Origin of the sequence: Sorangium sp. So ce296 (assembly GCF_051529605.1) — a bacterium.
GTDB lineage: Bacteria > Myxococcota_A > Polyangia > Polyangiales > Polyangiaceae > Sorangium > Sorangium cellulosum_D.
In genome coordinates this window covers 4,920,666-4,933,394 of the sequence record NZ_CP150325.1, presented here as the reverse complement: position 1 = coordinate 4,933,394, position 12,729 = coordinate 4,920,666, and the positions used below count along the sequence as shown (strand labels likewise).

The 12,729-nt window shown below is 73.9% G+C and carries 15 protein-coding genes and 1 tRNA gene; 7 read left to right on the top strand and 9 right to left on the bottom strand.

All coding sequences use genetic code 11. From position 1 onward, the window contains the following. Window positions 1-137: 137 nt before the first annotated feature. The 3 genes from WME98_RS18575 to rpe all read right to left on the bottom strand — a co-directional run bounded on the left by WME98_RS18575 (window position 138) and on the right by rpe (window position 2,640). A tRNA-Ser gene (locus tag WME98_RS18575) sits at window positions 138-224 on the bottom strand. A gap of 176 nt (window positions 225-400) precedes the next feature. Continuing rightward, on the bottom strand, window positions 401-1,930 hold the full coding sequence (locus tag WME98_RS18570; protein WP_437952492.1) for a hypothetical protein: 1,530 nt from the start codon (window positions 1,928-1,930) through the stop codon (window positions 401-403). After that, a complete protein-coding gene (rpe, locus tag WME98_RS18565) occupies window positions 1,927-2,640 on the bottom strand; it encodes a ribulose-phosphate 3-epimerase (protein WP_437952491.1) in 714 nt (237 codons plus the stop codon). Before rpe ends, WME98_RS18570 begins: the two co-directional genes overlap by 4 nt. 173 nt (window positions 2,641-2,813) lie before the next feature. Here rpe and WME98_RS18560 point away from each other — a divergent pair, with 173 nt between their 5' ends. Both WME98_RS18560 and WME98_RS18555 read left to right on the top strand, forming a co-directional pair. Next, window positions 2,814-3,248 (top strand): GNAT family N-acetyltransferase, encoded by a 435-nt coding sequence (locus WME98_RS18560; protein WP_020741352.1) that lies wholly within the window; start codon window positions 2,814-2,816, stop codon window positions 3,246-3,248. Window positions 3,249-3,669: 421 nt separating this feature from the next. Then, entirely contained in the window at window positions 3,670-4,173 is a 504-nt protein-coding gene (locus WME98_RS18555) for a cyclic nucleotide-binding domain-containing protein (RefSeq protein ID WP_437937069.1), read from the top strand. 136 nt (window positions 4,174-4,309) lie between these two features. Here WME98_RS18555 and WME98_RS18550 read toward each other — a convergent pair whose 3' ends face one another. Further along, window positions 4,310-4,792 (bottom strand): hypothetical protein, encoded by a 483-nt coding sequence (locus WME98_RS18550; RefSeq protein ID WP_437952490.1) that lies wholly within the window; start codon window positions 4,790-4,792, stop codon window positions 4,310-4,312. A 155-nt stretch (window positions 4,793-4,947) separates the two neighbouring features. Next, window positions 4,948-5,406, bottom strand: a complete 459-nt coding sequence (locus tag WME98_RS18545) for a hypothetical protein (RefSeq protein ID WP_437952489.1) — start codon at window positions 5,404-5,406, stop codon at window positions 4,948-4,950. A gap of 220 nt (window positions 5,407-5,626) precedes the next feature. Here WME98_RS18545 and WME98_RS18540 point away from each other — a divergent pair, with 220 nt between their 5' ends. The 3 genes from WME98_RS18540 (at window position 5,627) to WME98_RS18530 (ending at window position 8,522) form a co-directional block, all read left to right on the top strand. Then, a complete protein-coding gene (locus WME98_RS18540) occupies window positions 5,627-6,325 on the top strand; it encodes a YggS family pyridoxal phosphate-dependent enzyme (RefSeq protein ID WP_437952488.1) in 699 nt (232 codons plus the stop codon). Between the two features lie 164 nt (window positions 6,326-6,489). Then, window positions 6,490-7,137, top strand: a complete 648-nt coding sequence (locus tag WME98_RS18535) for a TlpA family protein disulfide reductase (RefSeq protein WP_437334432.1) — start codon at window positions 6,490-6,492, stop codon at window positions 7,135-7,137. Continuing rightward, window positions 7,134-8,522, top strand: a complete 1,389-nt coding sequence (locus WME98_RS18530; RefSeq protein ID WP_437952487.1) for a replication-associated recombination protein A — start codon at window positions 7,134-7,136, stop codon at window positions 8,520-8,522. Before WME98_RS18535 ends, WME98_RS18530 begins: the two co-directional genes overlap by 4 nt. A gap of 32 nt (window positions 8,523-8,554) precedes the next feature. Here the strand turns inward: WME98_RS18530 and WME98_RS18525 are convergent, their stop codons facing one another. Together WME98_RS18525 and hpt are read right to left on the bottom strand one after the other, a co-directional pair. Continuing rightward, a complete protein-coding gene (locus WME98_RS18525; protein ID WP_437952486.1) occupies window positions 8,555-8,878 on the bottom strand; it encodes a tetratricopeptide repeat protein in 324 nt (107 codons plus the stop codon). After that, window positions 8,875-9,396 carry a hypoxanthine phosphoribosyltransferase gene (gene hpt / locus WME98_RS18520; RefSeq protein WP_061622783.1) on the bottom strand — a complete coding sequence of 174 codons (522 nt, stop codon included), beginning with the start codon at window positions 9,394-9,396 and terminating at the stop codon, window positions 8,875-8,877. Before hpt ends, WME98_RS18525 begins: the two co-directional genes overlap by 4 nt. Before the next feature lie 155 nt (window positions 9,397-9,551). Between hpt and WME98_RS18515 the strand changes: the two genes are divergently transcribed. Then, window positions 9,552-9,998: an acyl-CoA thioesterase gene (locus WME98_RS18515; RefSeq protein ID WP_061623678.1), complete on the top strand. Its 447-nt coding sequence runs from the start codon at window positions 9,552-9,554 to the stop codon at window positions 9,996-9,998. A 50-nt stretch (window positions 9,999-10,048) separates the two neighbouring features. Here the strand turns inward: WME98_RS18515 and WME98_RS18510 are convergent, their stop codons facing one another. Further along, window positions 10,049-11,356, bottom strand: a complete 1,308-nt coding sequence (locus tag WME98_RS18510) for a hypothetical protein (RefSeq protein ID WP_437952485.1) — start codon at window positions 11,354-11,356, stop codon at window positions 10,049-10,051. Beyond that, window positions 11,353-12,108 (bottom strand): HAD family hydrolase, encoded by a 756-nt coding sequence (locus WME98_RS18505; RefSeq protein ID WP_437952484.1) that lies wholly within the window; start codon window positions 12,106-12,108, stop codon window positions 11,353-11,355. The genes WME98_RS18510 and WME98_RS18505 overlap by 4 nt, the downstream gene beginning before the upstream one ends. A gap of 214 nt (window positions 12,109-12,322) precedes the next feature. Here WME98_RS18505 and WME98_RS18500 point away from each other — a divergent pair, with 214 nt between their 5' ends. Continuing rightward, on the top strand, window positions 12,323-12,715 hold the full coding sequence (locus WME98_RS18500) for a hypothetical protein (protein ID WP_061623681.1): 393 nt from the start codon (window positions 12,323-12,325) through the stop codon (window positions 12,713-12,715). The last annotated feature ends 14 nt before the right edge of the window (window positions 12,716-12,729 follow it).

The window sequence follows — 12,729 nt, the reverse complement described above, 5'->3', positions numbered from 1 at the left end:
GGTCCCGGAGCGGGCGCCGGACAAGGGGGCACCCTGCCAAAAGTTTGCCAAATCTCGGGTCCAGTCCTGTCCGCCGCTGTCCCCTCCCGTCCCACCCCACGACCGCGGTAAATGCCGGAACTCACAGCAGATTTCAGCGGAGGAGAAGGGATTCGAACCCCTGGTTGAGTTGCCCCAACGGCGGTTTTCAAAACCGCTGCCTTCGACCGCTCGGCCACTCCTCCAAATACTCAGAACGACTTGCTTTTGTGCCCGTTCCCGCGCCGCCTGTCAACGCCGCCCTCACGGCGCACCGCCGCCTGTCCGTGGGCGCCCCTGAGCTCGACCAGCGCGCATCCGGCAGAGCTCCACCTCCACATCGGCGTCTCCCCTCCCCCTCCCCGCCCCTCACGCGCTCCCCCTACCTCCGTCCCTGCTCCGCCGTCGCCGCTCCACCCGTGGCGCCCCCCGCCTGCTCCCCTACCCCGCCTACCCCGCCCTTCATCACCTCCGCCAGCCACGCCTTCGCCCCCGCGCAGGTCCCCGCCGCACTGACCTCCCCTCCCCCGCGCCGCTCGTACGGCCCGGCGACGATCGCCACGTCGCTCCCGCGCGCCGTCCACGCGAGCGGCCCGAGCGACGCGCGCTGCTGGCACGCCTTGCCGAAGCGGCGCTCGAGCACCTTCCCCGCCTCCGCCGCGTCGGCCGCGCGGTCGAACCGCAGCCGCCACGCGAGCGCGAACGCTCGGCGCGTCGGGTCCTGCGGATCGTCCCGCTGCACCACCGCATACCGGTCCCCGCCCCACCCGGCCGCCGCGCCGATGGCCGCCTCGCGGTGCGCGTAGGCCGCGAACGTGATGCGCAGCGCCTGCTCGCCCATCACGTCGTCGAAGACGACGCGGAACCCTGGACCGAGCGCCGCGGCGGTCGGCACCGCCACCTCGACGGCGGGCTCGCGCGCGGCGAGCTTCTCCGGGTGCAGCAGCTGCTCGGTGGTCTCCGGCAGCGCGCGCCAGATCGCGTCCACGGAGGCCCAGCCGCCGTCCCGGCGCAGCGCCTGCACGAACGCGAAGCCGTCCGTGTAAGGCGCGCCCAGCGACTCCTGCAGCGCGAGCGGCGTGTCGCCCACGGACGACAGCGCCGTCGACATCGCCACGAGCTTCCGGAGCGTCGACTCGTCCATCTGGAACGCCGAGCCGACCAGCACATCGAACATCGCGCTCATCGCCTCGCCCTCGACGAGCGCGTGCGTGGCCGCGAGGCGATCGCTGTCGCCCGCCTTGAAGCGCAGGAGCCTCCCGAGCGAGAAGCTCTGGTCCTGGAGCGCGTGGACGAGCTCGTGCGCCAGCGTCTCCTCGGCCTCGGTCTCGCTGAGATCGTCGACGAGGTACATCGTCGCGTCCTCTGGCTCGTAGAAGCCCGCGATGCGGCCCTCGAGCAGGCGGTACATCCCGGCGGTGAAGTCGTAGTCGGCCGGGATGAGCTCGAGCGCCGCGAGCACCTCGCGCTGGTGATCCAGCACGCCCTCGGGGATCTCGCGCTCCACGTGCGCGCGCACCCGCGCCAGGATCTCGCCGCGCGTGAGCACGCGGCTCCGCACCTCGCGGAGCACCGGCAGGCCGCGCGCCTTCGCCACGCGGGCGAGCACGCGCGCGACCTCGTCCTGGGTCAGCCGGGCCGCGTCGTCGTCGAGCTCGCCCTCGCCGGCCGGATCTGCGCCCCCGGACGGCGGAGGCGCGACAGGCGGCGCAGGGCGCGCCGCGTCCGAGGTCTGCGCGCCCGGCCGCGCCGCAGGCGCAGCCGGCTGCGCGCAGCCAGCCAGCGCGGCCGTCCCGAGGAGCGCCGCCCCGAGGAGCGTCGCCGCCGCCGCGGGCCCCCGCGCCGCCGCCGCGGACCCCCGCGCCGCCGCGAGCCCCCGCGCCGCCGCCGCTCGGACTTCGGGCTGGGTCACAGCTGCTCCGCGGCGGGCGCGCGGAGCGCCCGGATCGCCTCGGCGTATCGCGCCACGCGCGCGTCGAACGACAGCTCCTCGCCCGGCGCCGCGGCGCCGAACACGGCCGAGCCGGCGACGAGCGCCCTCGCCCCGGCGGCGACGACCTGCCCGGACGTCGACGGAGCGATGCCGCCGTCGACCTCGAGCGCGATGTCGAGGCCCGCCTGGTCGATCGCCTGGCGCAGGCTCCGCAGCTTGGAGAGCGATCCCGGGATGAACCGCTGGCCGCCGAACCCGGGGTTGACGCTCATCACCAGAATCAGATCGAGATCGGGCAGCACGTGCCGGATCGACTCTTCCGAGGTGTGAGGGTTCAGCACGACGCCGGGGCGCGCGCCAGCCTCCCGGATCTGATGGATCGTCCGGTGCAGGTGCGGCGACGCCTCGACGTGGACCGAGATCCGATCGGCGCCGGCGGCCGCGAACTCGTCCACGTAGCGCTCGGGCTCCACGATCATCAGGTGCACGTCGAGCGGAAGACGCGTCGCGGCGCGGACCGCGCGAACGACCAGAGGTCCGATCGTAATGTTTGGCACAAACCGGCCATCCATCACGTCGACGTGGATCCAGTCGGCCCCGGCGGCCTCGGCGGCCCGCACTTCCTCCGCGAGACGACCGAAGTCAGCCGACAGGATCGACGGAGCGACGATGATTTTGTCGTGACGCACAGGGTAGCGCTAGCAGGCGTGACGCGTGGCGGCTAGCGGGGCACCGACGAGCGTGCTTACGAGGAGGCCGGCGCGGCTGCTAGGCTGCGCAGGTCTGCGCGAGGCGCCCGTGCCCTGCGCGGCGGCGCTGCAGACCGAAGGCAGGATCCCGAACCGTTCGAGTGAGGTGATGCATGGAGACACGGCCGCTGACGAAGCCCGACTACGACCGGATCGTGGGCGAGATCGATCGGTGGTGGGCAGGCCCGACCAGCGCGCTCGCGCATCCGATCTTCTTCTACGAGCTCGGGCGGCTTGCCCGCGTCGTCGAGGATCGCGGGCTGCTCGTCGGCTTCCTGCTCGGGTTCAGGTGCCCGGACGCGGCGATCGGGTACGTGCACCTCGTCGGCATTCATCCCGACTACCGCCGGCGCGGCGTCGGCAGGATGCTCTATGCAGCGTTCGAGGAGGACTGCCGCCGCGAGGGCTGCCGGCAGCTCAAGGCGATCACGACCCTGGGCAACGAGGGCTCCGTGCGCTTCCACGCGGCGGTCGGCTGGTCGGCGGCCGAGGTCGAGGACTACGCCGGGCCTGGGCGCCCGCGGATCGTGTTCACCAAGGATCTCTGATACGGCTCGCGCCAGGCGCGCACGGCGGCAGCGCAGCGTCCGGGCGGAGCGCGGCGCGACGGCGGCTCGACGAGCGCGGCGCGACGGCGGCTCGACGAGCGCGGCGCGACGGCGGCTCGACGAGCGCGGCGCGAGGCGGCTCGACGAGCGCGGCGCGAGGCGGCTCGACGAGGCGACGGCGCTCCGGGCGGGCATCGCGCGGCGACGAGGCCGCAGCGAGAGCGCCGGCTGGACGGCCCGCGCTCGCCGCGAGGGCGAGCGTTGACGTCCTCATGTTGCGGCGTACGCTCTGTGCGAGCTACATCGGCTCGGAGCCGCGAGGTGGAGCGATGCGAGAAGGCGGATACGTTGGCGAGGTGGTGGCAGGCGTTGTCGGGTCGGCCGACGTGATGGTCGCCGCAGGCGCCCTCGGTGCATCCCCGTGAGCCGCGACGGTGAGCTGGTCGCGCAGCTGCGCGAGATCGGCCTGTTCGGCGGCCTGGGCGATCACGTCCTCCAGGGGCTCGCCGACACGCTGGAGCTGCTCGAGCTGCAGCCGGGGGCCGTCGCCTTCCGCGAAGGCGACAGCGGCCGCGAGATGTTCGTGCTGCTCGCGGGCGAGATGGAAGTGCTCAAGCGCTCGAAGCGCGACGTCGAGGCGAGGGTCGCGGTCCTGGGGCCGAGCGACTGGTTCGGCGAGATGTCGATCCTCGACGTGATGCCCCGCTCGGCGACCGTGCGAGCGATCGCCCCGTCGCGCTTGATGCGCGTCACCGCCCACGATCTCGACGCGCTCTACCGGCGCGACCTCAAGTCGTACACCCTCCTCGTGCTGAACATCGCCCGCGAGATGTCGCGCCGCCTTCGCGTGGCGGACAGCCTGCTCGCCGAGCTCGTCGCGAACATGCTCGACGAGTACACGCGGCCGCGCCGACCCGGGATCTGAGCCGCGCGACCGAGGCGTCGCAGGGCGAAGGCGTTCAGGAAACGTCTCCCGGCCGTACCCGGGAGATCAGCGCCGCCGTCGGGTTACGAGGCGGCATCGAGCGCTCGGCATGAGGGCGCCTGGCCCATCGGTCGCCTCACCCGCCGCCCTGGCCGAGCGCGCCGCCGGTGCCGCCCGCGCCAGCCTCGCCGCCCGCGCCGCCCGTGCCGCCTTCGCCACCGGTGCCGCCCGTGCCGCCTTCGCCACCGGTGCCGCCCGCGCCGCCTTCGCCACCGGTGCCGCCCGTGCCGCCCGCGCCAGCTTCGCCGCTCGCGCCGCCTGCACCACCGGCGCCGACAGGGTTATCCGCGCCGGTCGCGCCACCGGTCCCGGTCCCACCGGTGCTGCCAGCGCCGGTCGCGGCAGCGTTGCCCGAGCCGACCCCACCGGGGGTGAGGCCGCTGCCGCCCCTGCCGTCATCCCCATCGGTTCCACCCGTGTCGCTTCCCCCTCCGGGCCCGGTCTCGCTGGCGCCTTCGCAGTCCGCGCACCCGATACCCGAGAGAGGCGGCTCGGGTTGTGGGTTGAAGCCACAACCCGCGAGCACCAGCCCCATCAGAAGGACGACAAGCTTGCGCATAAGCTCTCCCCTCAATAGCACCCTGCGCAATCCCCTGCCGCTTGCGCAGCGCCCTCTCGTCCGCGGGAGCGCGGTGTCGAGCGCGATGAGCCGTCTGCTTCCGCTCGCGTCTGCGCGGAGCGGGCGCCGCCGTCAAGGTCGGGCTGCGCGCTTGCTCAGCCGCAGTCCACACCTCCAGCGCCCCCGTCGCCGCAGGTCTCGCCGCCCTGGCCGCCAGCGCCACCACCGGCGCCGCCGTCACCGCCCCCGGCGCCGCCAGCGCCGCCAGCGCCGCCAGCACCACCCTCGCCGCCCTCGCCGCCAGCGCCGCCGGCACCGCCCTCGCCGCCAGCGCCGCCGGCGCCGCCACCGCCGCCATCACCGCTGCCCGTGCTCGTGGAGCTGCCCGCTTCGCCGGCGCCGCCCCCGCCTCCGCTGCCCGATGCCGGATCCGGAGCGCCAGCGCCAGAGCCAGCGCTAGCGCCAGCTCCGTTGCCCCCTGCCCCCGTGCTGCCGGCCCCGGTGACGGTCGCCCCCGGCGGCGAGGGGTCCTCGTCCTGGAACGGCGGTTCAGGCTGCGGATTGAACGTGCATCCAACCGCGAGGAGCAGGGTAAGCAACAGCAGGCTTCGCATGGCGGGTACGCGGAAGTATGGCAATCCACATGCCACGTGAAAACCCCTGAAATCACAGGGATTGACCGGCGATCGTCGCGGTCCTCAGGCACACTCTGGCACGCCGCTCGGGCGGTGGGATCCGGCATGGCGCGCCGGCCTCCGCCGCGGCCCGCGCTGCCGCGTCCGGCGCAGGGGCGCGCCCTCGTGTCCGAGGCGGCAGCTCGCGGTATCGTGCGGCGTGATTTCTGAAGACCTGGAGAACATCGCGCCGCGGCTCGAAGAGGTGCGGCGACGGATCGCGAGCGCCACGGCGCGCGCCGGACGCGCGCCCGGTGAGGTCCGGCTCATCGCCGTGTCCAAGGGCAAGCCCGCGGAGGCCATCCGCGCCGCCTACGCGGCCGGGCAGCGCGATTTCGGGGAGAACTACGCGCAGGAGCTGGTCGAGAAGGCCGAGGCGCTCGCCGACCTCGACGGGATCGTGTGGCACGCCATCGGCCAGCTCCAGCGAAACAAGGCGAAGGTCGTCGCGCGCGTCGCGCAGGTCGTGCACTCCGTGGATCGCGACGAGCTCGCCGTGGAGCTCGACCGGCGCGCCGCCGCGCTCGGCCGCACGCTCGACGTCCTGCTCGAGGTGAACGTCGGCGGCGAGGCCTCGAAGGGCGGCTGCGCGCCCGGCGACCTGGCGCCGCTCGTCGCCGCCGTCGCCCGGTGCGCGCACCTCCGGCCCATCGGCCTCATGACCATCGCGCCGTTCCTCGAGGACCCGGCCGACGTCCTCCCGTTCTTCGCGCAGCTGCGCGCCCTGCGCGACGCGCACGGTGGCCACGAGGTGCTGCCCGAGCTCTCGATGGGCATGTCGCACGACTTCGAGGCAGCCGTCGCCGAAGGCGCCACGCTCGTCCGCGTCGGCACCGCCATCTTCGGGGCCCGCGGGTAACGCCGGCGCCTCGCGCGCGGCGCGCTCCCGGTCCCTCCGGCGCGGCCGCGATCCATCGAGCCGGTCTCCGCGCCGACCGCAGCGGCCGCTCCTTCCGCCCACCGCGCGCTCTTTTTCGCCCTGCGCCCCTCGGACATGGCGCGCCGGGACGTTAAACTCCCCGCGTGCTCCAGGCGAAGGCGGCGAACAAGCCCTCCTCGGTCAGCGTCGTCGGCGGCGTCCGCGCGACGCTCGCGGCGTCCGCGCGCTCCGCCCTGGCGCGCCTCGGCTCGGCTGGCCGCGCCGGCGCCCTCGCGAGCGCCGCGGCCTGCGCGACGCTCGCGCTCGGGTGCGGGCCGGGCGCGATGCCCGCCTCGGTGCGCCACCCGCTCGTGGGCAGCTCCGCGCCGGAGTTCCACGCGGAGTCGACGGCGGCGGTCACCGTGGGCGTGCCCGGCACCCGGAGGACGCGGGTCACCGTGATCGACTTCTGGGCGTCCTGGTGCGCGTCGTGCAGCCGGACCCTGCCGGCGCTCGACGAGCTCTGGCGCGACCGCAAGGCGGACGGGGTGGCCGTGATCGGCGTGAACGTCGACGACTCGGAGGCCGCCGCCGAGGCCGCCGCGTACGAGCTCGGCGCGACGTTCCCCATCGTCGCGGATCTCGGCCAGCGGCTCACCGGGACCTACGGCGTCGCGCAGGTCCCCCTCACGTTCGTCGTCGACGGCGCGGGCACCGTGCGGTGGGTCGGGCGCGATCCGGCGATCGCGCGCCGCGCCGTGGAGGTCCTGCTCTCGGAGCGCCCCGCCGGCGCGAGGTCGGTCTTCGAATGAGCGCCGCGCGCGGCGGCGGCGGCGCGCGGCGGCGGCCCGCGGGCGACGAGCCGACCCTCTTCGACGCCGCCCGGCAGCGCGAGCCGGAGCTCCGGGCCGCGGTGCCCCTCGCCGAGCGCATGCGCCCGCGCTCGCTCGCGGACATGATCGGCCAGGGCCACCTCCTCGGCGAGGGCAAGCTGCTCGCGCGCGCCATCGCGGCCGACCGGATCCCCTCGATGATCCTCTGGGGCCCGCCGGGCGCCGGCAAGACGACGCTGGCGCGCGTCGTCGCGCACACGACCAACGCCCGCTTCGTCCCCTTCAACGCCGTGCTCGGCGGCGTGCCGGAGCTCCGCGAGATCCTCGCCCAGGCGCGCGCCGCGCGCTCGTACGAGGGCAAGCGCACCATCCTGTTCGTCGACGAGATCCACCGCTTCAACAAGGCCCAGCAGGACGCGTTCCTCCCGCACGTCGAGGACGGGACGATCACCCTCATCGGGGCGACCACCGAGAACCCGTCGTTCGCGGTGAACGCGCCGCTCCTGTCCCGGTGCAAGGTCTTCCGCCTCCAGGGCCTCGACGCCGCGGAGCTCGTCGAGCTCCTGCGCCGCGCCCTCGAGTCGCCGGCCGGGCTCTCCGGCGCGGTCTCGGCCGACGACGACGCGCTCGCGGCGATCGCGGCGCTCGCGCAGGGCGACGCCCGCAGGGCGCTCACCACGCTGGAGATCGCCGCGGACGAGGCCGCGCGCGCGGGCGCGACCACCATCACGCGCGAGCTCATCGCCGGCGCGAGCGAGCACAAGACGCTGCTCTACGACAAGGCCGGCGAGGAGCACTACAACGTCATCAGCGCCTTCATCAAGTCGATGCGCGGCTCCGATCCCGACGCCGCCGTCTACTGGTTGATGCGCATGATCGAGGCCGGCGACGACCCGCTCTTCCTGCTGCGCCGGATGATGATCTTCGCCTCCGAGGACATCGGAAACGCCGACCCGCGCGCCCTGGAGGTCGCCGTCGCGGCGGACGCCGCGTTCCGGCGCATGGGCATGCCGGAGGGGCTTTACCCGCTCACGCAGGCGGCGCTGTACCTCGCCACGGCCCCGAAATCGAACGCGTGCAAATCGGCCTGGCACTCGGCGCAGGCGGCCGTGCGCGAGCACGGCGCGCTGCCGGTCCCGCTCACGCTGCGCAACGCCGTCACGCGGCTGATGCGCGACGAGGGCTACGGCGAGGGCTACCGCTACGCGCACGACGAGCCTGGCGGCGTCGCGATGGGCGAGGCCTACCTGCCCGAGCCGCTCGTCGGAACCCGGTTCTACGAGCCGACGGACCGCGGCTACGAGCGGACGATCGGCGAGCGCCTCCGCCGGATCCGCGGCGAGGGCGGGGGAGAGGGCGGCTGAGGCGCGGCGCCGGGCCCGGCGCCTTCACCGCGTCACGCGTCGCCGTCGCCCGCCCCGGCGAGCGCCTGCTGGAGCTCGCTCAGCGCGTGCTGATCTCCCTTGCTGCGCGCGGCCCCGATGCCGTCGCTGAGCCAGGCGCGCCCCTCGTCGAGGCGGCCGGCCTTCACCAGCATCGTCCCGCACATGAGGTACATCGGCACGTAGCTCGGGTCGATCGCCCGGAGCGCGGTGAACGTGGCGAGCGCGTCGTCGTGGCGGCCCTGCCCGGAGTACTCCAGCGCGAGCGCGTACCAGTGGAACGGGTCCTTCGACCCTTCCCGGGTCATCTTCTCGAGCATCAGCAGCCGCTTGCTCACGTCGCCTCCACAACGCCGATGAACGGCAGGTTCCGATAGCGCTCGGCCCAGTCGAGCCCGTAGCCGACGACGAACTTGTCCTCGATCGTGAAGCCCAGGTAGTCGATCGGCACCTCGACCCGCGCGCGGGCCGGCTTGTGCAGGAGCGCGCAGACCTTCACGCTGCTCGGCATCCTCGTGCGGAAGAGCTGGAGCAGGTGCGAGATCGTGAGGCCCGTGTCGACGATGTCCTCGACGAGGAGGATGTCCTCGCCCTCGATCGGCCGCGTCAGGTCCTGCGTGATCTGGACGACGCCGGTCGAGTCCGTGCCCTCGCCGTAGCTGCGCACGCCGAGGAACTCGATGCGCACCGGCAGGTCGATGTGGCGCGCGAGGTCGGCGGTGAAGACGAAGCTCCCCTTGAGCACGGAGACGAGCACGAGCCGCCGCTCCGCGTAGTCCTTGGTGATCTGCGCGCCGAGGTCGCGCACGCGGGCGCCGATCTGCTCGGCGGACAGCAGCGTCCGGACATTCGCCATGGGGCCGCGCTACCATCGCGGCGCCCCCGCCACCAGCGCCGAGGCGCGCCCTCGCCCCCCGCGCGCCGCCGGCCGCCTCCGGACGCGCGGATCCCAGGTCGCGCGGCCGCCCCGCCCGCCGGGTCGAAAGTGGGTTAGTCTCCGCGCCGCTCGCGATGCAGCCCCTCCCTCCGCCCGACGCGCCCCCGCACCTCACCTCGCGCACCCCGCTGACCGTCCGCTTCTGCGAGACGGATCTGATGGGCATCGTCCACCACGCGAACTACGTCGTCTACTTGGAGGCCGGCCGCATCGACTGGCTGAAGCGCCGCGGGGTCTCCTACGAGGAGATGGTGCGGCGCGACCTCCACCTCGCGGTCGCGGAGCTGCGGATCAAGTACCGCAAGGCGGCGCGCTTCGGCGACGAGCTCGTGGTCGAGACGACCTGCCGCGAGGTCCAGCGGGTGACCGCGCGCTTCAGCTACCGCATCCTCCGGGGCGAGGACGTGATCTGCGACGGCGACATCCTCCTCGCGTGCCTCGGCTCGAACCTCACGCTGACGCGGATCCCGGACGACATCGCCGGGCTCCTGTCGAGCCCCGAGACGACGCCCGGCAGCTAGCGCCGTCCGCCGCGCCCGCTCAGCCGCCGCCCGCCGCCCGCCGCTCCCGCTCAGTCGCCGCCCGCCGCGCCCGCGTCGGCGCCGCTGCGCACGAGGCGCGCCGGCATCTCGACCGTCTGCGGCGGGTCGATGCTCTCGCCGAGGAACGTGCGCCACTGGACGACGTAGCGCCCGCGCTGGGGGCCGGCGACGTAGCGCTCGCTCATCGGAGGCACCGCGACCGCGGGGATGCCGTCGACGAGCAGGTAGTACAGCGCGTCGGTCTGGTTGACCGCGACGAAGCCCTCGCCGGGCGCGCCCGGGTCGACGCTCGCGGGCAGCGGGAGCGGGTCGGTCCGGATGGCCGCGAGCTCGTCGCGCGTCAGGAAGACGCCGCCCTGCGCCGACGGGAGCCCCGCGGCGGTGTACGCCGAGCTCGGGGGCGGCATGAGCAGGTCGGTCGAGAGCAGGTCGGTGCGCCGGACCGCCGACGTGACCTCGAACGCGACGCCGCCGCCGCCGCTCTGCCAGGCATAGCTCGCGTAGAGCGGCACCTCGCCGGCCACGCATTCGGGCGACTTCGGATCGACGCCGAGGATCTCCAGGAGCGCCCGGCAAAGCAGGGGCCCCCCGTCGCCGGCCTCCGGCATCCTGCCGAGCTCCAGGTACAGCGCGCCGAGGCTCGCGTGCACCTCGACCTTGCGGACGTCGACCTCGAGCCGCTTGCCCTCGCCGACCGGGCGCGCCGAGCCGGCCGACAGCGGCGTGACATCGACGCGCCGCTCGCCGAGCAGCGTGCGGAGCGCGCCCGGCGGCACGACCCGGTACTGGGCCGAGGCCGGCCAGAGCAGGATCTCCCCGTAGACGTCGTGGCGGGCGCGGAGCTCGGAGCCGGGCGGCAGCGGGAGCGCGCGCGACGTGAACTGGACCCGCATGCGGCCCGTCTCCGTGAGATCGACCTTCCACGACAGGTCGGTGAGCCGCTGCGCCGCGTGGACGCCGGCGGCCGCCACCTCGGGCGCCTTGGGGGGCTGCGGCACGTCGCGCCAGCGGAAGGCCGCCCCGAGCGTGACGCCGGAGAGCTCGCGGGCCGAGAGCGCGTCGTCGGGCAGGGGAGTCGCCGGCGCAAGCGGCAGCGGCGACTGCTGGCTCGCCTCGGACATGATCAGCCGGCCGTAGTCGTCGGACACGAGCTTCGCGCTGGCCTCGACCGTGGACGCGTCGAGCAGGTCCGGCGCCTCGTTCGCGAGCGGCGCGGGGAGGATCCTCGCGTTCGGGCTCGCCCCGGCCTCCACGAGGTCGGCGGGCTGCTGGCGCGACGGCTCGCACCCGGCGGGGGCGAGCAGCAGGCCGATGGCGGCGATGCGCGCGTGGATCACGGCTCCCGCTCGAAGGTGTGGATCACCTGCACCCGCGGGTCGAGCGGCGGCGGGTCGGGCGCGCACTGCGTGTCCAGGAAGACCGCGGTGCAGCGGGGGTGGCAGTCCACGAGCAGGTTGCAGTTCGCCGCCTCGTTGTCGAACGCCGCGATGACGCGCCCGAGCCGCGAGAGCTGCGGGGCGACGCTCCGCTTGAACTCGGTGTCGGGCATCTCGAACCGCGGCTTCACGACGAGCTCCGTGCCGATGACCCCGATGGGAAAGCCGAGGTCGCGCAGGCTCGCGAACGAGCCGAGCGCCATGTTCGGGAGGTCGCGCCCGGTGAGGTACACGAGCGTCGCCCCCGCCGCATGGCACTCGCGCGCGTACTGGCTCGCGCCGGGCACCTCGACGTCGTGCCGGATGTGCGGATCGTTGAAGAAGCGGGCCTTCCAGAACTCGAACGCGTGCAGGTGGAGCGACTCGTCGTCGACGCCGAGCCGGCGCAGGTTGTCCTGGAACCCGTACACGATGCCCTCGGGCGACGCGCGCTCGAGGAGGGCGGCGACGTGCGGGTGCTTGCGGCGCCACTCCTCCGCGAGCTCGTGGAGGATCGCGACCACCCGCGGCCGGTTGTCCATGAGGGTGCCGTCGAGATCGAAGACGATCACGGGCGGCCCCTCGGATCGGTCGGCCGCCCGCTCGACGATGGAGTCCAGGAGCCGCGTCCGCTCGAGGGGGACGAGGCGCTTCTCGTAGAACAGCGTGCTCAAGGTCGTCGCGCCGTGAGGGAGCGCGCCCCGCGCCGCTCCTCGGGCGGAACCCTATAGCGCGAACTCACCCGCCCCAGAAGCCGCGGTGTCCGCCCCCGAAGCCTGGCCCACGAGTCGGTAAGTGTGCAGAAACATCCCACATTGTTGACCATTGTGTTCCATTCTTCGTAGGATTTTCCACACCGGGGGCGCTCGAGTCCCCGAAGGAAGGCCCATGCAGAACCGCATCATGACCGCTCTGGCCCTGGCGATGGCGCTGACCGCCGTGTCGGGCTGCTCGAAGACCCCTCGCGATCGTCTTCAGGGGCGCTGGTACGGCGAGTCCATCGAGAACGCGCCCGTGGAGCAGCTCACGAAGGCGACCGGGTGGGTCAAGGGGACGGCGCTCGAGTTCAACGGCGCCAAGGTGACGGTGACCCTGCCCGCGGAGACGCCGCGCAGCGGCACCTTCAAGGTGACCAAGGCCGAGGGCGATCAGGTGACCGTCGCGTTCCTCCGCCCCGAGGGCGGGCTCGACGAGGCGCAGTTCCGCTTCGCCACGGATCAGACGCTGCGCTGGGAGATCGGCGACGGCCGCGCGATCGTGCTGGCCAAGGCGAAGAACTGAGATCGGGCAGCGCC